Consider the following 17,698-nt stretch of genomic DNA (forward strand, 5'->3'; position numbering starts at 1 on the left):
AAGGAGCGCCACCATGTCGAGCATCCGCATCTTCGCCCGTTCCATCGCCGCCGCCCTCACCCTCGCCGTCGCTGCGGTCCCCACCGTCGCGCTCGCCGAAGGACGCCCGGCTCCGACCGAGGGGAAGCGCGCCGAGCACGGCAAGCACAAGCGGGAGGGCCGCAAGGAGCAGATGCAGTTCCCGGTGTCGGCGCAGAAGTTCCAGGAGATGGTCGAGAAGCGGCTCACCAGGTCGCGCGAGCGCGTGAACCACATGATGGAGAAGCGCAACGTGCCCGAGGCCACGCGGGCGCAGATCCGCAAGGATCTCGATGCGGGCGCCAGCGCGGTGCGCGAGGCGGCAAAGCGGGTCGGTGCGGACGGCGTGGTGACCAAGGAAGAGGCCCAGCAGGTCCGACAGCTGACCAAGGAGATGAAGAAGAAGGCCAAGGAGAAGCTCGGCCCGATCGTGAAGGACAAGACCGCCGGCCAGGCGTGATCCCCTGAGGATGGCCTCAGATCGGCCGGATCTCGATGTGGTCCGTGGCGAGACGGAGCTGCCGCGTCGTCGGGCGGCGCTCGAAGAGAGATCCAGCGTTCAGCACCCCGGCCTCGGCGAGCTGCTGACGCGCTCGGTAGATGAACATGTTCACGCGCTCCGACTCGACACGAAGCATGGCGGCCACGTCGTCGACGTAGAGCCAACCCCGCTCCGACTCGGGCTTGTCCACCTCGCCACGGGCGGCGATCCGGGCCCGCGCGAGCGTCAGGATCAGCTCGTGGTGTGCGCGCGCGTTCAGGTTGATCGTCTCGCTCCCTTGCACCAGCGCGAGCTGCACGTACTCGTTGTCGAGGCTGACGTGAAACAGCAACGTCAGCACGCCGATCATCTTGGGTAGCCCCATGTCGCGTCGCGTGGTGGCCACGACGCCCCCTGGCGACGGAGGTGGGATGCTCAGGATCCAACCGCTGTCCGTGCAGTCGAGCCGTTCACCGTCGACGCCCGGCCGCGCCGGCCCCCCTCCCTCGACGAACCACCGCCCCCCCTCGTTCTCGAAGATGGAGATCTGAGGGTCGTCCGCGCTGGGCAGCGCGAGCAGGCCGTCCTGAGCAATTCTCATCTCCCTCTCGCCCACGGGCACGTCGCACCGGGTCGCGGACGCCACAGGCGGCAGGTCGTTCACCAGCGCCCAGCAATCATCCGGGCTGGCGAAGGACAGCCTCGTACCCTCCCGCAAGGCGATCCGTTCCCCTGGTGCTGTACGACGCCCATCGACGAACGTCCCGTTGCGGCTGCCGAGATCACGCAGCTCCCAGCGCTCTCCGGTCCAGAAGATCGATGCGTGCTCGGCAGAAACACGCGGGTTGTCCAGCCTCAGCAGGCAGCCGGGAGCACGACCGACGACCATCCGAGCGGAGAGCGTTTGCCGCGCCTGGGTCGCTTCACGCTTCAGGACGCCCACCCCTCCAGGGTAGAATCCCTGTGATTGCGTGACAATGGGCGCCCTGCCGCACGGAGCGAGACTGAGTCATGAGCTCGACGGCTCGCGGGTCGGCCCGCACGCCTGAAGCGCTGGAAAGCCGGGATCAACCCTCCGATCAGCAGGGCTCCACGATGTTGCGCGCGCACGACACGGCGGACAGCATGGACCACACGCCGGACGTACCCCTCAGCATGGTGGACAGCTCGGAACGCACGCGAGGCGTCCCGCTGAGCGAACGCTACGAGGATCTCGGACGCATCGCGCGCGGCGGCATGGGCGATGTGCGGCGCGTGCGCGACCAGATGATGCAGCGCACGCTCGCGATGAAGGTGCTCCCCTGGGAGATGCTCGACTCGCCGCGTGACCGGGCTCGTTTCCTCAACGAAGCGCGCATGACGGCGGCGCTCCAGCACCCGGGCGTCGTGCCGGTGCACGACTGCGGGGAGCTGCCGGATGGGCGGGTGTGGTTCACGATGAAGGAGGTCCGCGGCCGCACCCTGCGGGAGGTCCTCGACGAGCTGCACCGCCCGGTGGAGGTGCACGCGCGCCCGGGCGGCGCGACCGCCACCTCGCCCCCGTTCCGTCGGGTGATCGACCAGTTTTTGCGTGCGTGCGAGGCCGTCGCGTATGCGCACAGCGTCGGCATCGTCCACCGCGATCTGAAGCCGGACAACATCATGGTCGGCGAGTTCGGCGAGGTGCTCGTCCTGGACTGGGGTCTCGCCAAGCGCGTGGGGGAGAGCGCCTCCGACGCCGTCACGCCGCCTTCCAGCGAGGGGCCAACCATCACCCCCCGCGACCAGCAGCTCACCATGCCCGCGCCGACGTGCCAGGAGGATCTCCACGACGACGGCCAGCTCACCATGCCTGGCCAGGTCATGGGCACCATCGCCTACATGCCCCCGGAGCAAGCCCGCGGCGAACTCGGGCGCATCTGCGCCGCCACCGACGTCTATGCCCTCGGCGCCGTGCTGTACGAGCTGCTCGCTGGCCGCCCCCCCTACATCGGCACACCAGCCTCCGTGTGGGGCGCGCTCCTCGCGGGCCCTCCCCTCCCGCTCGAAAAGACGGCCACCATCCCCCCACCCCTGGAGCTGAGCGCCGTGTGCGCGCGCGCCCTCTCCAGAGAACCCGATGATCGCTTTCGCACCGCCGGCGAACTGGCCACAGAGCTCCGCAACTGGCTCGACGGCGCCCGCCGCCGAGAACGTGCCCTCACCCTCGTGACGGACGCCCAGGCGGAGGCCCCCCGCATCGACGCACTCCGCCGCCGGGCCGAGGCCCTCCGCACCGAAGCGCGGACCCTGCTCGGACAGCTCCGCCCTTATGACCCGGCGTCACTCAAGGCGCCTGGATGGCGGGCGGAGGACGAGGCCGAGCGGCTCGAGAACGAGGCCGCGGCCGCCGAGGTGGCCTGGCTCCAGGCGCTGCGCTCCGCGCTCAACGAGGCCCCGGATCTCCCCGAAGCCCACGAGGCACTCGCCGATTACTACCACCAGCGCCTCATCGCGGCAGAAGAGGCGCGGGACGTCCGCCTCGCGGCCGGCTACGAGACCCTCCTCCGCGGACACGATCGCGGCCGCCATGCCGCCGTGCTCGCGGGCAACGGCGCCCTCACCTTGTTCACGGATCCGGAGGGCGCCGAGGTGGTCGCCTACAGGTACGTGGAGCACGACCGCGCCCTCACCCCGCAGAATGCGGTCCACCTCGGGCGCACCCCCATCCGCGCTGCGCCCCTTCCCCGCGGGAGCTACCTCCTCCGGATCAACGCCCCGGGATGTGACGAGGTGCGTTACCCCGTGCTGATCGGCCGAGGCGAGCACTGGGATGGCGTGCGCCCCGACGGCAGAGACCCTCACCCGATCCACCTCCCCCGGACTGGCACCCTCGCCCCCGAGAGCATCTACGTGCCCGCTGGATGGTTCATCTCCGGCGGCGACCTCGACGCGGGCGAGAGCCTGCCCCGCCGCCGCCTCTGGGTCCACGCACTCGTGGTGCAGAAGCACCCGGTGACCAACGCCCAGTACCTCGAGTTCCTGAACGACCTCGTCGCCCGCCAGCTGGAGGCCGACGCCCTCGCCGCCTGCGCACGCCCCCCCCTGGGACGCGCCAACCCCGGAGAAGACGCGCTCGCGTACGAGCGAGGCCCGGACGGACGCTTTCGCCTCTGCGCGGGGGCCACCCTCGACGAGCTGCGCTGGCCCGTCGCGTTCATCGACTGGCGAGCCGCCATGCGGTACGCCCACTGGCTGGCCGACCGCACCGGGCAGGCCTGGCGCCTGCTCAACGAACTGGAGTGGGAGAAAGCGGCGCGTGGTGTCGACGGCCGGCGCATGCCGTGGGGTGACCACGTCGAGCCGACGTGGGCTTGCATCCTCGGCAGCCACCCCGGGGTACCTGGTCGCGCGCCGGTGGAGATGTATGCCACCGACGAGAGCCCTTACGGCGTGCGCGGCATGGTCGGGAACGTGCGCGATTGGTGCGTGAACGTGTGGCAGCACGATGGCCCCGCCGTGGCAGGCGCCATCGTGCTGCCGGACATCGCTGACAAGGAAGATACCGCGCTGCGGGCGGTGCGCGGAGGAGCGTGGATGAGCGGCCCCGCCATGTCTCGGCTCGCCGGTCGCTTCGCGACACCACCCGACGATCGCTTCGGTGGCATCGGCATTCGCCTGGCGAGGCCGCTCATCGACACCTGATCAGCCGTCGCTGTTCGCGTAGTACCAGGTGCCGTTCTCGATGTCGTTCGGATCGACGCTCGGCTCGTTCTCCGCGTTCATCACCGCGGTGAACGTCAGCTCCTCCGGCGTCACATCGAAGATCTTGCCGGTGTTGCTCTGCTTGTACCAGGTGACGGAGCGCAGGTTGTTCTCGTCGTCCTGCTCGAGGAGCAGGCCGATCTGCTGACGATCGTCGTCCGGATCCGTCGCCTTGTAGAGCCGCGCCTTGTAGGCGGTCGGCGTGTAGGTCCCAGCCGTCCAGCCGCCGGTCCCGATGACCTGCGTCCACATGACCGCCAGGTCGAGACTGCCCACGAACGACGCGATCTGCGCCGTCCCGTAAGCACCGGACTGCGAGCCCATGTCGAGGCTCGTCGCGTCATCGACGGACACCGAGGGCGAGGCATACCAGTACTCGGTATTGCTCGCGTAGGTACCCACCGTCAGGTTGTTGGTGATCACCACCTTGATGAACACCGAGACGCCGAAATCGAGCCAGATTTCAGTGATTTTGCTGGTATCGACCGGGATCTGCCGAGCGTGATAGCGCTTGCTCGGCGTCGGCTCTTCGCCGCGGGTGGAACGGAAAGACTGCGAAGGCGTGGGGGTGGAAGCGGGGCCGATCATGGGAACACCTCTCGTCGTGCGCTGGATTGCGCGAGGATGGTTGAGTGACCTCAAGAGCGGTGGCGCTGCCGGCCGCGCCACTCGCTAAGCACAACCAATTCGTAGATCACGAAAAGGCCAAACGCCATTTCAGTCTATTTCAGTCTATTTCAGTCTGTAACACCGGGCCATACACATATGGTCATCGGCCCCGGTCCTCGTCACGGATCTGCGGGAATCAACGCATAAGTCAGCGCATGCCAGAACGGCCCTGCCGGTACCCCGGGGGCAGCCCCCACCGCCACCAGGACCACCGCTTTGCCATTGCCCACATCTGTCGACCCGAGGCCACTCCGGGTCCGGACCTCGCTCATGGCCACGGTGGAGAGAGGGTTCGAGGTTTGATTGGGGTGGTGGACACGGATCTCCGCTTCTGGCTCTACATCCGCCGCACTCAGGGTGGACGTCGGGGGAAATGGCTTCACGGCTCCGAAGGTGAGCCCCGACGCAACCAGCCAGCCCACGGGATCCGACGGCCGCGCTCCCAGGCGCACGTCGACCCTCGTGAGCGCCGCGTTCGCGTGCACCACCTGGTACGACACCCGGTCCGACACCGTGAGACGTGACATCGGCGCGGCGACGAGCGTCAGGGTGGGCGTCGTCTCGGTGTAGAACGGACCGCAGCCCAGCGCTTCCGCAGGGTCGGTCTGACCTGGAGCGCCCATGCAACCCGCAGGGACCAGCAGCAGGCTGCGTTCCGCCGCGAGCGCCGACGCCGGCACCACCGGGAGCGCCGCCGCGAACACCGGCCCCTGCCCTCCCGCCGCGAGCCCGAGGATCTGCGCACAGTCTCGCCCGGCGGTCGCCGCCAGATCACCCGCGACGACGTGCATCTGCAGATCGGACCCCGGCGGCACCAGGCTCTCGAGCGACGTCACCACGGCCCCCCGCGCGAACCCGAGCCCTGCTGCGTTGCTCGGCCACGGCGGCACACCCACCCCGTCACCAGGGTAGGTCAGCAAGCACAGCTTGATCGCATCGTGGTCGTTGACCCCGTTGACCACCGTCAGCACCGGCGGACCCGGGGGCTCCACCGGCACTTCGTCTCCTCCTGCCCCGCCCGCGCCTCCCTCGCCACCGCTCCCTCCGCCCGACGCCGTCCCGCTCGTCGTGCTGCTCGTCTTGTCTGGCGCCAGGTAGCTCCCGTCATCGTTGCACCCCGACGCTCCGCCGAGCACGAGCGCGACGGAGGTCAAGAGACCCGAGGCCAGGAGGAAAGAGCGAAGGAGGCCGTACGCCACGCGCTGAGCTTACCGTGCTACGCGGGGCTCATGCTGATCCAACTCACCCCGACCGCCGCCGCCGCCGTGCGCCGCGGCCACCCGTGGGTGTTCCGTGAAGGCCTCGTCTCCAGGGATGGGCGCGGTCACCCGCCTCGCCAGCGCGCCACCGGTGACGTGGTCGAACTCGGCGACGGCAAGGCCTTCGTGGCCCGCGGCCTCTGGGATGCCGACTCCCCCATCGCCGTCCGCGTCTTCGAGCGGTCGGCCGGCCGAGCGCTCAACATCGGCGCGGTCTCCGCACGTGTCGAGCGCGCCATCGCCCTGCGCGACACCTGGTTCCCTGACGACACCACCACGGCGTACCGTCTCTGCAATGGCGAGGGAGACCACGTCCCCAGCCTGGTGATCGACCGCTACGCCCATGTCGCCGTCCTCCGCCTCGACGGGGGCATCCTCCTCCCCTGGCTCGATCGCCTCGTCCCCCGCATCGCCAGCGTGCTCACCCGACGTGGCGTCCGCACCCTCGGCCTGCGCGCCACCGCCGACACGGGCACGCCAGAAGACGGCAAGAAGATCACCCTCTTGCATGGCCCTCCCCTCCCCGACCGGCTCGTCGTCCGCGAGTCCGGCATGGCCATGGAGGTCGACCTCGCTCGCGGCCAGAAGACCGGCGCCTTCCTCGACCAGCGCGACAACCGCGCCCGCGTCCGCGCCCTTGCCAGTGGCCGCGCCCGCGCCCTCAACCTCTTCAGCTATGCCGGCGGCTTCTCCCTCGCTGCCGCGCTCGGAGGCGCCGCGCACGTCACCTCCGTCGACTCGGCCGCAGCCGCTCACGCCACCGCCCAGCGCAGCTTCCGCGAGAACGGACTCGACCCCACCCAGCACGACTTCATCACCGCCGACGCCTTCGACTTCCTCGACAAGGCCCACGCCCGCGGCGACCGCTGGGACCTCATCGTCTCCGACCCCCCGAGCTTCGCGCCCAGCGAGCGCGCCAAGCCCCGCGCCCTCGCCGCCTACCGCCGCCTCCACGGCGCCATCGCCCGCGTCCTCACCGACGGCGGTGTCTTCTGCGCCGCCTCCTGCTCCAGCCACGTCACCGCCGAGGACTTCGCCACCACCCTCGACCACGCCACCCTCGACCGCGACGACCTCCGCCTCTGCGCCCTCCTCGGTCAGCCCCCGGATCACCCCACGCTCCCCGCGTGGCCCGAGGGTCGCTACCTGAAGATGGCCGTCCTCGCCTGACCCACGCGACCGAAGCGAAGCCCTCTCTCGACACGACCCGCGACACACAGCGACGCAGCGCAACGCAGCACGTCGCAGCACGACGCGGCACGACGCGGCACGACGCGGCACGACCAGAAGCTCTCCCCCTTCGCCGACAGCTCGCCGCCGCCCCGGTCCTGTCGCCCCTCATCCCCTCACCCCAATGAGATCGCGGCGTTTCGAAATCCGGTGAGCCGTGATTTCATGCGCATTGAAATCACCTCCCAAGCGACGTCGTGCTCCGCCGAGGAAGAATCGTAACGGACCGGTAAAGACCATTCATCCTGACGAGCAACGAATACGACATCGACATTGACACGGACAGCCCCAAGCTGTTAGCCACAGAACTGGCTCACCTCACTCCATATCCTAGCGGACCCTCGAGAACGCCGAACCAGACCGGACTGCGTGATCCCGAGGGATGCGAGCCTGCCAGAACGCGAAGGCCATCGCGTGCATTGCACGCCCATGGCCCGAGCAACACTGGTGGACACTCGCATCTCTGCGGGTCACCACGGGAGGGTCATCGACGGAGCTTCGAAGCCATCCAGCATGGATATGCGGGCTCGCGCGCGTCACTCGACACTGCTCGATGGAGGCTAACGATGGGCACCAAAGACAACGCTTTCGTCAAATATCTCCTGACTCTTGCGCTCACGCTCCCCACGGCGACGGCCATGGCCGCACCCAAGGACGGGCCCAGGGTCGATAACGCCGACAAGAGTCTCAGCTTCTCTCCGAACCTCGAAAACAAGCTCGGCCTCGCGGGGCCTACCGAGGCGACGACAGGGGATCAGCAGGAAGCCGCACCAGGGTGGCTCCAGATCATCTGGGAAGAGATCATCTGGCGGCAGCTCATCCTGGTCAAGCAGACCGAGGGAAGCGAACAATCGCTGGAAGGTGCCGACACCACCCCGGCGGCCGACATCCTTCGCGAGCTTCGCAACGAGGTGGTCTGACCCGAGGCAGAGCGCTCCCCTGGGGTGACCAGCTTCGAGCCAGTCGCCACGGGGGAGTGCAAAGGGCCCGGTCACGAAAGGCGAGGAGCAGAACGACGCGACGAGGACACCATGGTGCAAATCCCGGCACGCACGGTCCATTACATCGTCAAGGTATCCAAGTTCTGCAACCTGCGCTGCAGGTACTGCTACGAGCTGCCGGAGCTGGGCAATCCCGATGCGATGTCCCTCGAGCGGCTCGATCGCATGTACACCCACATTGCCGATCACTATGGCACGCAGGAACGACCGACACGGGTCGTCCTCGTCTGGCACGGCGGAGAACCACTGATTCAGGCCCCCGACCTCTACTGGGAGACCTTCGCGCGTCAGAAAACAATCTTCGGTGCGCACCCGCAGATCACCGTGGAGAACGTGGTCCAGACGAACCTCACCCTCCTGGACGACGAGCGCATCCGCCTCTTGAAGGAAGGCTTCCAGGGCGTCGGCGTGTCCATCGATCTGTTCGGTGGATTGAGGGTGAACCTCGCTGGAAAGGATTCGCAGGCGCGCGTCCTGTCGAACATCGATCGGCTCCGCGCCGCCAGTGTCCGGTTCGGCGGCATCAGCGTGCTCACGCGCCGCAACTTCCACGAGGTGAAGAAGATCTTCCGCTTCTACGAGCGGCTGACCATGAGCTTCCGCTTGCTGCCTCTCTTCCCCGGGGCGTTCGACGGACAGCACGCCGACTATTCGATCAAGGCAGACGAGGTGCTGGAGGCTTTCTGCACGGTCGCCGACCTCTGGCTGGAGAGTGACAAGGTCTTCGACGCCATCCCGGTGACGGGCCACATCCAGGCGGTCGCCAGGCGGCTCCGAGGGAATACGCGGCCGGTCTATTACAACCGCCGCGACTGGGAGACCGCCATCATGGTGAACACCAATGGCGACGCTTTCGGCTATCCGGAAGCGTATGACGCCGCTTACTGCTACGGAAACATCTTCAATACCTCGGTCACCGACCTGCTCTCCTCGGAGAGCCGCGAGCGCTCGGTGAAGGCGTCCGAGATGCGGATGGCACTGTCCTGCGCTCGGTGCACGTACTTTGGCTCCTGTTCGGGCTACTCCATGGCCGAGGACAACCACCAGTACATCGGGCCCGAGGCGCACGGCATCGCCTTGTGCCACGTGGAACGCAACCTCATGCAGCACATCGAGACGCGCCTGAAACAGACGGGGCTCTTCTCGGACGCAGGCTTCGTCGATCCTGCAGGTGCCGCCTCGCGACGTCTCGACGAGACCTTGCAAGAGAACCCGTCGCTCAGCGTTCCCGCCTGAGATTCCTCGACCTATCCCGTGAAACGATGGCTTGATACATTCGGTGCACAATGGCTATGAGCACAGGCGGTTCATCCAGGGCAGGGTATCTTCTGTCCGCGGCTGCCGGAGCGGCGGCCACCGTTCTCGTTCATCAGGTGGTCGCGATCGGCGGAGCGACGGCTCAGCCCGCGCCAGCAGCGACGGAGCAAGCCATTGCACCGCCCTCACCGAAGCCACCGGCAGAGCGCCCCCCGACGTCACCGTCGAAGGAGAGCCCCCCACGGCGCGCGATAGGTCAGCTCGTCACCGAGAAAGAGAAGGAAATCAGCCGCCTCCAGGAGGAACTCCGAGGGCTCCGAGCCGAGGCGGGCTACACGCAGGAGCGAATCGAGGCCCTGGAAGGAACACCGCAGCCGTGGCCTGCGGACATCCCTGCGGGCTTCCGAGAGAAGCCGCTGGAGGCCAATTTTCAGGCCGTCCTCGAGAAGCACAAGCTCGGCGATCTGGTCGACATGGAGTGCGACGAGTTCCCCTGCATCGCCGTGGTGAAGGCGAGCGAGGCGGACCCGCAATGGCAACAGAAGTTCCAGGCCGCGCTCAAAGAAATGAGCGCATCGCCCGAGTACGGCGGCAAGGTGGGCCTGTCGATGTGGTCGAACGACGTCCAGCAGGACGACCAGAAGACCCGCTACACCGCGGTGTCGATGGCGCCCCCGGGCACGGCCGATGGTGAGGACGCGCGAACGAGGAGCGGCCACCGCGCCCGCGGCATGCTCTCGGACGCCACCACCCCCCAGCAGCAAAGGGGTGCGCCGTGAACCCGGGCGAGATCGGCCGAGGAAAGCAGAGCGCGGCATGAACACGCAGCAACGCCCCGAAGCGTCGGACGGCTGGAGGGACCCCTTCGAGGCGGCTGCGCGACGGATCGTGGCAGCCTCGGGAATCGCCGAGGTCGTCACCGTGCTGACCGAAGACCAGCCCGGCATCGTGGTGGTGCAGGTCCGCATCGAAGGCGATGGCTGGCGCGACGCGGTGAGGGGTGTCGCCCGCGAGCTGGCCCAGGAGACCGCAACCGGCGAGATCGCCATCTGGATGACGCAGATGGCGCCGAGGTCGGGCGGGGCTCCGCTCACGCTGTTCGCTGCAGTCCCGGCATCGACACTCGACAGGCAGGGCACAGGCCACCTGGCCCTACGGGCCGCGACCTACCTGCGCGCCCACGAAGAGAAGCAGCAACCTCCTCCTCGCTCCCCCGGGAACGGAGCGGGAATCAGCGCCCGACCCTGGCCTGCATCGACGCCCGTGCATTGCCTTCGGTCCTTCCTCGAACCGCGGGTCGTGGCGCACCTCGCACAGGATCCATGTGCCGCGCTCGTCGCGCTCGACGACACCGAGTTCCCCTGCGTCGTGGTGCTTCGCCCCACGCAACCGCTCGCCTCCTGGCAGACGCCCGTCGAGCGGCTCGTCGCCGCCATGCACCCACCGGATCAAGGACTCCGCGTCCGACTCTACTCCCGCGTCCTCGAGGTCCCTTTCGCCGAGGGCAGCAGGTTCGCGCTCGCGTGCAGCGCAGTGCCCGAAGGGCTCGACTCCCCCGAGCTACGTGCGCGGGTGGCCCAGCGGCTCCTTGCCTGCCTCGAGCAAGCCCTCCGCTGACCCACCCCCGGACGCGCGAGCGCGGTTCGTGTCGACGCGAACCACCGCCGCAGCGACGCGCCTCGCCTGTGCCGATCAGTCGAGCGGCTCGAAGTCCGCCTTCGTCGCCCCGCACACCGGACACATCCAGTTCTCGTCGATGTCCTCGAAGGCCGTACCGGGCGGGATTCCCGAGTCCGGATCGCCCAGGTCCGGGTCGTAGACATGCTCGCACACCGTGCACCGATACTTTTGACGCTTGCTGGCCATTTCGAGGCTTCCTCCGGTGCCCCCAGACGCCCGCGACGGTACCACGAGGCCAGGACACGCTCCATGGAACAGTTCCACGCGAGCACGCGCACGCCCCCCCGTCAGCGACCCCTCGACGGCCGCACGGCACCGCATGGTATCTTTCCCGAGGCGTGCTTCTATCCCGCGTTCGCCTGATCCAGATCGGCCCCTTCGACGACCTCACCCTCTCGCTGGAGGACGACGCGGGCACCCCGCGGCGGCTCATCGTGCTTTTCGGCGGCGAAGGTGTCGGCAAGACCTCGGTCCTTGCCGCCATCGCGTCCACGCGCCCCGGGCACGCCATCGCCCAGCTCCGCCAGCGCGGCGACGAAGGCCCACCCCCGCACGTCGTCACCGACTGGCTGCTCGGCAGTGACGACCCCGCGCGCCTCCACCCCTTGCGCGTCACCGGCCCGAACGTCCGCCTCGACGAACCCGAAGAAGCCGCCCTGCTGCGCCGCCGCGAGCAAGCCCACTTCGACCGCCGCGCCCAGGAAGGCGGCTTCGTCCTCGTCTCCTTCTCTGGTGCCCGCTGGTTCTCCCGCTCCGGCGTCGTCCTCTCCAGCCCCGACCGGACCATCCTCCGCTACGACGTCCGCACCGCCGCCAGCTTCGACGACGCCACCCGCACCGACCTCACCCGCGAGACCAAGCAGGTGCTCGCCTACATCGCCATCGCCGCCTCCCTCTCCCCTGGCAGCCGCTTCGAGCACATCGACCAGGCCCTCCGCGAGGTCCTCGCCATCCTCCTCGAAGGCTCTGGCGTCACCTACCTCGGCGTCGACCCGGCCCGCCTCGAGCCCATCTTCTCCGTGACCGGCGACCGCCGCGTCGAACTCGACGAGCTCGGCCGCAGCGACCGCACCCTCGTCGCCATCGGCGCGCTCACCCTCCGCGCCCTCGCGGCCGCGCACCCCACCACCGCACCGCGCGAAGCCGAAGGCGTCGCCCTCATCGACGACCTCGACGCCCACCAGCCCCTGCACCGCCAGCGCTCCCTCCCTGCCCGCTTGCGCCACGCCCTCCCGCGCGTGCAGTGGATCGTCACCACCGCCTCCCCCATGGTCACGCTCGGCTGCGAGATGCCCGACGTGATCGCCCTCCGCCGCGAGCCCAGCTCCGGCCGCGTCGAGCTCCACGAAGGCCCGGACGCCATCATCCACTGACCCCCTGGCCACTCGGCCGCCCCCCCGTTAAGGTCGCGCGCGAGATGCCGCCCTGGCTGAAACAGCTCCTCCCGATCCTCATCCTCCTCGCCGCGATCTTCTTCGTCCTCAAGCGGCTCCCGAAGGTCGACCTCGGCCACTCCGAGGCCTTCCTCCGCCGCAGGCGCTGGAACTGGCTCCCCCTCGGCCTCACGTACGCGTTCCTCTACATGGGACGCTACAACCTCTCGGCGAACATCCCCGTGCTCCAGGGCATGGAGATCCTCAGCAAAGAGGAGTTCGGCAGCATCGACGGCGTCGGCTCCGTGGCCTACGGCTTCGCCTTCCTGCTCAATGGCCCCCTCACCGACCGCTGGGGCGGCCGCGCCACCATCCTCATCGCCGCCGCCGGCTCCGCCCTGATGAACCTCCTCATGGGCGCCACCATGCAGATCGCCGGCAAGGGCGAACTCGATCACGGCACGTTCATCACCGCGCTGACGGTGCTCAACGCCGCCAACATGTACTTCCAGAGCTTCGGCGCCGTCTCCATCGTCAAGGTGAACGCCCCCTGGTTCCACGTCCGCGAGCGCGGCGTCCTCGGCGGCGTCTTCGGCATCCTCATCTCGCTCGGCCTCTACTTCGCCTACGACTGGACGCGCTTCATCGGCAAGGCCCTGCCCATCCAGTGGGCGTTCCACATCCCCGCCGCCCTCCTCGTCGGCTTCTTCATCATCGACTACTTCCTCATCCGCGACACCCCGGGTGACGCCGGCTTCCAGGACTTCGACACCGCCGACGCCTCCTCGGGCGACACCGGCCCCTCCCTCGGCGTCGTCGACGTCGCCCGGCGCATGTTCTCCCAGCCGGTCATCTGGATCATCGTCGCCATCGAGTTCTGCAGCGGCTTCCTGCGCAACGCGATCATGAAGTGGTATCTCGTCTTCGCCGACAAGACGGGCGAGAAACTCGACTTCGTCGCCTCGAACTGGGGCGTGCTCCTCTGCGTCGCCGGCATCCTCGGCGGCGTCTTCGCCGGCTTCATCTCCGACCACGTCTTCGAGTCACGCCGCGGCCCCGTCGCCACCGTCCTCTACGCCGGCCTCGTCGTCGGCGCCGCCGTGGTGAGCTTCACCCTCGGCAGCCCTGCCGTCGGCTGGACCGTGGTGTTCATGTCCCTCTGCGTCATCGGCGTCCACGGCATGCTCTCCGGCACCGCGAGCATGGACTTCGGCGGCAAGAAGAACGCTGGCGTCGCCACCGGCATCATCGACGGCTTCGTGTACCTCGGCACCGGCGCCCAGGCCTTCCTCTACGGCCGCATCCTCCCCTCGGGCGACGCCGCGAAGGACCCGCAGAACTGGTCCCAGTGGCCCCTCGCCATGCTTCCCGTCGCCATCCTCGGCCTCGTCCTCGCGACCCGCGTGTGGAACGCCAGGCCCCAGCGCGCCGCCCCCGCCCACTGATCGTCCGCTGCGCACGGCCCGCGCAGATCGACCCCACCCCGCCCCCGAGATTCCCTCCTCGCAGCGACGAGCGCGCACAGATCGCGCCCGCACGCACCACCCCTCGACGGCACACCCCCTGCAATGCCTGCGACCCAGGAGGGTTTCCCCGATGGGTATTCTGAAGTGGGCTCTGATCTTCGCTGTGGCTGCGCTGGTCGCGGCGGTCTTCGGCTTCGGCGGCATGGCCGAGGGCTTCGCCGACATCGCGCAGTTCCTGTTCGTCGCGTTCGTGGTCGTCGCCGTGATCATCGGCGTGCTCGGTCTCCGCGCCATCAAGCGGGTCACCTGAGCCGCGTCCCACGCGACGGCCTCGGCCCCCCGGGCGCCTCGGTCCTCCATGGACTGCGGCGCCCGGCGGCTCCTTGGCTCAGCCGGTCGGGAACGGATTCCGCTCGGCGAAGCCCCGCTGATGCCAGTACGGATACGCCGACGTCACCTGGCTGGCGGCGTCGAGCCGGGCCACCTGCTCTGCCGACAGGTTCCAGCCCACCGCGCCGAGGTTCTGGCGAAGCTGCTCTTCGTTGCGCGCCCCGATCACCAGCGTCGAGACCGTCGGCCGCTGGAGCAACCAGTTGAGCGCGATCTGCGGGAGCGTCTTCCCCGTCTCGGCAGCGACGGCGTCGAGCGCGTCCACCACCGTGTAGAGGTACTCCTCCGGGATCGGCGGACCCATGTCGACGTTGGCCTTGCTCAGCAACCGCGTCCCCTCCGGCACCGGCTGACCCCGGCGGAACTTCCCCGTGAGCCGCGCCCACCCGAGCGGACTCCACACCACCGCCCCGACCTTCTGGTCGAGTCCCAGCGGCATCAGCTCCCACTCGTAGTCGCGGCCCACCAGCGAGTAGTACGCCTGGTGCGCCACGTAGCGCGAAAGCCCGTACTTCTCCGAGATCGCCAGCGACTTCATCAGGTGCCACCCCGAGAAGTTCGACGCCCCGATGTAGCGAATCTTCCCCGCACGCACGAGATCGTCGAGCGTCCCCAGCGCCTCCTCGATCGGCGTGTGCGCGTCGAAGCCGTGGAGCTGGTAGAGGTCGATGTAGTCGGTCCCCAGCCGCCGCAAACTCGCCTCCACGCTGCGGACGAGGTGAAAGCGGGACGACCCCACGTCGTTCGGTCCCTCGCCGTGGCGGAACGTCCCCTTCGTCGAGATGAGCACCTTGTCCCGGCGCCCGGCGATCGCCTTGCCGAGGATCTCCTCGGCCAGCCCGTTCGAGTAGATGTCCGCGCTGTCGAACATCGTCAGCCCCGCGTCGAGGCACACGTCCACGAGCCGCGTGGCTTCCTCCACCCCGCTCGTGCCCCAGGCCTTGAAGAACTCGTTCCCTCCACCGAACGTCCCCGTCCCGAAGGTCAGCACCGGGACCTTGAAGCCTGATCCGCCGAGGTATCTGTAGTCCATGACCGCTCTCCTTGCTGGCCACCGCTGCGACGCCGGCGACCGCTGCTCGCCCCCGCACGTCACGCCTCCACGAGGCCCTGCGCACGCAAGCACAGACCCCTCACGGCGACGCCGCGCCCTGCGGGCAGCACGCCTCGCAGCATTTTGAACCAGTCGGTCCGGAATTACCCCCGGGGAGCGATTCCGTCAAGGAGCCCCCGGCGTTTGCCCGTGCGACGCGCGCCCATCGCGCGCGGCGGTTCAGCCAGTCGGAGACGGATACAGCTCCGGAAAGACGCGCGAATGCCAGTACGGGTACACGGGTGTCACCTGGCTGGCGGCGTCGAGCCGGGCCACCTGCTCTGCCGAGAGGTTCCAGCCCACCGCGCCCAGGTTCTGGCGGAGCTGCTCTTCGTTGCGCGCCCCGATCACCAGCGTCGAGACCGTCGGCCGCTGGAGCAACCAGTTGAGCGCGGTCTGCGGGAGCGTCTTCCCCGTCTCGGCAGCGACGGCGTCGAGCGCGTCCACCACCGTGTAGAGGTACTCCTCCGGGACCGGCGGACCCAGGTCGGCGTTGGACTTGCTCAGCATCCGCGTCCCCTCCGGCACCGGCTGGCCCCGACGAAACTTCCCCGTGAGGCGCGCCCACCCGAGCGGGCTCCACACCACCGCCCCGACCTTCTGGTCGAGCCCCAGCGGCATCAGCTCCCACTCGTAGTCGCGGCCCACCAGCGAGTAGTACGCCTGGTGTGCCACGTAGCGCGCGAGCCCGTATTTCTCCGAGATCGCCAGCGACTTCATCAGGTGCCACCCCGAGAAATTCGACGCACCGATGTAGCGAATCTTCCCCGCGCGCACGAGATCATCGAGCGTCCCCAGCGCCTCTTCGATCGGCGTGAACGCGTCGAAGCCGTGGAGCTGGTAGAGGTCGATGTGGTCGGTCCCCAGCCGCCGCAAGCTCGCCTCCACGCTGCGGACGAGATGAAAGCGGGACGACCCCACGTCGTTCGGCCCTGTGCCGTTACGAAAGGTCCCCTTCGTCGAGAGGAGCACCTCGCCCCGACGCCCGGCGATCGCCTTGCCCAGGATCTCCTCGGCCAGCCCGCTCGAGTAGACGTCGGCGGTGTCGAACATCGTCAGCCCCGCGTCGAGGCACACATCCACGAGCCGCGTGGCTTCCTCCACCCCACTCGTACCCCAGGCCTTGAAGAATTCGTTCCCTCCTCCGAACGTCCCTGTCCCGAAGGTCAACACCGGGACCTTGAAGCCTGATCCGCCGAGGTATCTGTAGTCCATGACCACTCTCCTTGCTGGCCGCGGCTCCGGCGCCTGCGACCGCTCTTCGCCTCCTCTCAGCGTGCCTGCGCGAGCCCCTGCGCGCACCTGCACCGAGCGCTCCCCACGACGCCACGCCCTGCGAGGAGCGCGCCCCGCAGCAGGTCGAACCTGAGGTCCGGAACTCCCCTGGTGGACGGTTCCGTCAAGAACACCTAGCGTCTGCGCGTGGCTGGCGCTCGAACCGACGGGAAGCCCCCATCCTCCTGGGTCAGACGCCATCTGCGAGCGAAGTTCCCGCTGTTCACGGAAAGAGCACCATGACGCTATCCATGTACGAGTCGTCCGTTCCGGTCTTCCTGCGCGCCTTCGCGAACCTCTCGGCGATCCTCCGCAAAGCCGTCGACTACGCCGAGGTGGAGAAGCTCGACCCCGACACGCTGACGCAAGCGCGCCTGATCCCCGACATGGCTCCCCTCACGGCCCAGGTGCAGTTCGCCAGCGACATCGCGAAGGGGTGTGCCGCGCGTCTCGCCGGCGTGGAAGTCCCGAGCTTCGCCGACAAGGAGACCAACTTCACCGAGCTCCAGGAGCGCATCGCGAAGACGGTCGCCTTCCTGGAGTCCATCGACCCCGCCAAGTTCGAAGGCTCCGAGGAGCGCGGCATCGAGCTGAACATCGGTGGCAACCCGCTCGGCTTCGAGGGGCGCCGCTACTTGCTCGATTTCGCGCTGCCCAACTTCTATTTCCACGTCACCATGGCCTATGCCCTGCTCCGCCACAAAGGCGTGCAGATCGGCAAGCGCGACTTTCTCGGCGGCGTCTGAGGCTCGACTGAAACCAGGCCCCTCCCCGCACGCGGTC

The 17,698-nt window shown here is 68.5% G+C and carries 17 protein-coding genes; 11 read left to right on the forward strand and 6 right to left on the reverse strand.

Annotated elements, in window-relative coordinates; translation table 11 throughout:
• The first annotated feature begins 13 nt into the window (after positions 1-13).
• Complete coding sequence (locus tag CMC5_RS39270) at positions 14-478, forward strand: hypothetical protein (protein ID WP_050435204.1); 465 nt, start codon at positions 14-16, stop codon at positions 476-478.
• A 16-nt stretch (positions 479-494) separates the two neighbouring features.
• Here the strand turns inward: CMC5_RS39270 and CMC5_RS39275 are convergent, their stop codons facing one another.
• The gene (locus tag CMC5_RS39275; RefSeq protein ID WP_050435205.1) at positions 495-1,442 is read right to left on the reverse strand and encodes an FHA domain-containing protein; all 948 of its coding nucleotides are present in this window, start codon (positions 1,440-1,442) and stop codon (positions 495-497) included.
• Between the two features lie 68 nt (positions 1,443-1,510).
• On the opposite strand from CMC5_RS39275, the gene CMC5_RS39280 reads away from it, so the two are divergent.
• On the forward strand, positions 1,511-4,162 hold the full coding sequence (locus tag CMC5_RS39280) for a bifunctional serine/threonine-protein kinase/formylglycine-generating enzyme family protein (protein WP_050435206.1): 2,652 nt from the start codon (positions 1,511-1,513) through the stop codon (positions 4,160-4,162).
• Here the strand turns inward: CMC5_RS39280 and CMC5_RS39285 are convergent, their stop codons facing one another.
• Together CMC5_RS39285 and CMC5_RS39290 are read right to left on the reverse strand one after the other, a co-directional pair.
• Complete coding sequence (locus tag CMC5_RS39285) at positions 4,163-4,810, reverse strand: hypothetical protein (RefSeq protein WP_050435207.1); 648 nt, start codon at positions 4,808-4,810, stop codon at positions 4,163-4,165. It abuts the gene before it with no gap.
• A 200-nt stretch (positions 4,811-5,010) separates the two neighbouring features.
• Positions 5,011-6,090 (reverse strand): hypothetical protein, encoded by a 1,080-nt coding sequence (locus CMC5_RS39290; protein ID WP_050435208.1) that lies wholly within the window; start codon positions 6,088-6,090, stop codon positions 5,011-5,013.
• 30 nt (positions 6,091-6,120) lie between these two features.
• On the opposite strand from CMC5_RS39290, the gene CMC5_RS39295 reads away from it, so the two are divergent.
• The 5 genes from CMC5_RS39295 (at position 6,121) to CMC5_RS39315 (ending at position 11,255) form a co-directional block, all read left to right on the forward strand.
• Positions 6,121-7,320, forward strand: coding sequence for a class I SAM-dependent rRNA methyltransferase (locus CMC5_RS39295; protein WP_050435209.1), 1,200 nt, complete (start codon positions 6,121-6,123; stop codon positions 7,318-7,320).
• A gap of 626 nt (positions 7,321-7,946) precedes the next feature.
• Positions 7,947-8,300 (forward strand): hypothetical protein, encoded by a 354-nt coding sequence (locus CMC5_RS39300; RefSeq protein ID WP_050435210.1) that lies wholly within the window; start codon positions 7,947-7,949, stop codon positions 8,298-8,300.
• Positions 8,301-8,411: 111 nt separating this feature from the next.
• Positions 8,412-9,617 carry a radical SAM protein gene (locus CMC5_RS39305; RefSeq protein ID WP_050435211.1) on the forward strand — a complete coding sequence of 402 codons (1,206 nt, stop codon included), beginning with the start codon at positions 8,412-8,414 and terminating at the stop codon, positions 9,615-9,617.
• Positions 9,618-9,673: 56 nt separating this feature from the next.
• Positions 9,674-10,417 (forward strand): hypothetical protein, encoded by a 744-nt coding sequence (locus CMC5_RS39310; RefSeq protein ID WP_156339207.1) that lies wholly within the window; start codon positions 9,674-9,676, stop codon positions 10,415-10,417.
• Positions 10,418-10,454: 37 nt separating this feature from the next.
• On the forward strand, positions 10,455-11,255 hold the full coding sequence (locus tag CMC5_RS39315) for a hypothetical protein (RefSeq protein WP_050435213.1): 801 nt from the start codon (positions 10,455-10,457) through the stop codon (positions 11,253-11,255).
• Between the two features lie 75 nt (positions 11,256-11,330).
• On the opposite strand, the gene rd is transcribed toward CMC5_RS39315, so the two are convergent.
• Positions 11,331-11,504, reverse strand: a complete 174-nt coding sequence (gene rd, locus CMC5_RS39320) for a rubredoxin (RefSeq protein ID WP_050435214.1) — start codon at positions 11,502-11,504, stop codon at positions 11,331-11,333.
• Between the two features lie 152 nt (positions 11,505-11,656).
• On the opposite strand from rd, the gene CMC5_RS39325 reads away from it, so the two are divergent.
• From CMC5_RS39325 to CMC5_RS39335, 3 genes are all read left to right on the forward strand, one after another.
• On the forward strand, positions 11,657-12,691 hold the full coding sequence (locus CMC5_RS39325; RefSeq protein WP_050435215.1) for an AAA family ATPase: 1,035 nt from the start codon (positions 11,657-11,659) through the stop codon (positions 12,689-12,691).
• Positions 12,692-12,735: 44 nt separating this feature from the next.
• Positions 12,736-14,136 carry an MFS transporter gene (locus tag CMC5_RS39330; RefSeq protein WP_050435216.1) on the forward strand — a complete coding sequence of 467 codons (1,401 nt, stop codon included), beginning with the start codon at positions 12,736-12,738 and terminating at the stop codon, positions 14,134-14,136.
• Positions 14,137-14,287: 151 nt separating this feature from the next.
• Positions 14,288-14,467 carry a DUF1328 family protein gene (locus tag CMC5_RS39335; RefSeq protein ID WP_050435217.1) on the forward strand — a complete coding sequence of 60 codons (180 nt, stop codon included), beginning with the start codon at positions 14,288-14,290 and terminating at the stop codon, positions 14,465-14,467.
• A 78-nt stretch (positions 14,468-14,545) separates the two neighbouring features.
• Here CMC5_RS39335 and CMC5_RS39340 read toward each other — a convergent pair whose 3' ends face one another.
• Together CMC5_RS39340 and CMC5_RS39345 are read right to left on the reverse strand one after the other, a co-directional pair.
• Positions 14,546-15,580 (reverse strand): aldo/keto reductase, encoded by a 1,035-nt coding sequence (locus tag CMC5_RS39340; protein ID WP_050435218.1) that lies wholly within the window; start codon positions 15,578-15,580, stop codon positions 14,546-14,548.
• Between the two features lie 240 nt (positions 15,581-15,820).
• Positions 15,821-16,855: an aldo/keto reductase gene (locus tag CMC5_RS39345; RefSeq protein ID WP_050435219.1), complete on the reverse strand. Its 1,035-nt coding sequence runs from the start codon at positions 16,853-16,855 to the stop codon at positions 15,821-15,823.
• 299 nt (positions 16,856-17,154) lie between these two features.
• Here CMC5_RS39345 and CMC5_RS39350 point away from each other — a divergent pair, with 299 nt between their 5' ends.
• On the forward strand, positions 17,155-17,661 hold the full coding sequence (locus CMC5_RS39350) for a DUF1993 domain-containing protein (RefSeq protein WP_050435220.1): 507 nt from the start codon (positions 17,155-17,157) through the stop codon (positions 17,659-17,661).
• Positions 17,662-17,698: the final 37 nt, after the last annotated feature.

The organism is Chondromyces crocatus (assembly GCF_001189295.1).
GTDB classification, from domain to species: Bacteria; Myxococcota_A; Polyangia; order Polyangiales; family Polyangiaceae; genus Chondromyces; species Chondromyces crocatus.

Excerpts from the sequence above, each read along its gene's own strand:
- CMC5_RS39270 (WP_050435204.1), top strand. The coding sequence starts at position 14 with ATGTCGAGCATCCGCATCTTCGCCCGTTCCATCGCCGCCGCCCTCACC.
- CMC5_RS39280 (WP_050435206.1), top strand. The coding sequence starts at position 1,511 with ATGAGCTCGACGGCTCGCGGGTCGGCCCGCACGCCTGAAGCGCTGGAA.
- CMC5_RS39285 (WP_050435207.1), bottom strand. The coding sequence starts at position 4,810 with ATGATCGGCCCCGCTTCCACCCCCACGCCTTCGCAGTCTTTCCGTTCC.
- CMC5_RS39295 (WP_050435209.1), top strand. The coding sequence starts at position 6,121 with ATGCTGATCCAACTCACCCCGACCGCCGCCGCCGCCGTGCGCCGCGGC.
- CMC5_RS39300 (WP_050435210.1), top strand. The coding sequence starts at position 7,947 with ATGGGCACCAAAGACAACGCTTTCGTCAAATATCTCCTGACTCTTGCG.
- CMC5_RS39305 (WP_050435211.1), top strand. The coding sequence starts at position 8,412 with ATGGTGCAAATCCCGGCACGCACGGTCCATTACATCGTCAAGGTATCC.
- CMC5_RS39310 (WP_156339207.1), top strand. The coding sequence starts at position 9,674 with ATGAGCACAGGCGGTTCATCCAGGGCAGGGTATCTTCTGTCCGCGGCT.
- CMC5_RS39315 (WP_050435213.1), top strand. The coding sequence starts at position 10,455 with ATGAACACGCAGCAACGCCCCGAAGCGTCGGACGGCTGGAGGGACCCC.
- rd (WP_050435214.1), bottom strand. The coding sequence starts at position 11,504 with ATGGCCAGCAAGCGTCAAAAGTATCGGTGCACGGTGTGCGAGCATGTC.
- CMC5_RS39330 (WP_050435216.1), top strand. The coding sequence starts at position 12,736 with ATGCCGCCCTGGCTGAAACAGCTCCTCCCGATCCTCATCCTCCTCGCC.
- CMC5_RS39335 (WP_050435217.1), top strand. The coding sequence starts at position 14,288 with ATGGGTATTCTGAAGTGGGCTCTGATCTTCGCTGTGGCTGCGCTGGTC.
- CMC5_RS39340 (WP_050435218.1), bottom strand. The coding sequence starts at position 15,580 with ATGGACTACAGATACCTCGGCGGATCAGGCTTCAAGGTCCCGGTGCTG.
- CMC5_RS39345 (WP_050435219.1), bottom strand. The coding sequence starts at position 16,855 with ATGGACTACAGATACCTCGGCGGATCAGGCTTCAAGGTCCCGGTGTTG.
- CMC5_RS39350 (WP_050435220.1), top strand. The coding sequence starts at position 17,155 with ATGACGCTATCCATGTACGAGTCGTCCGTTCCGGTCTTCCTGCGCGCC.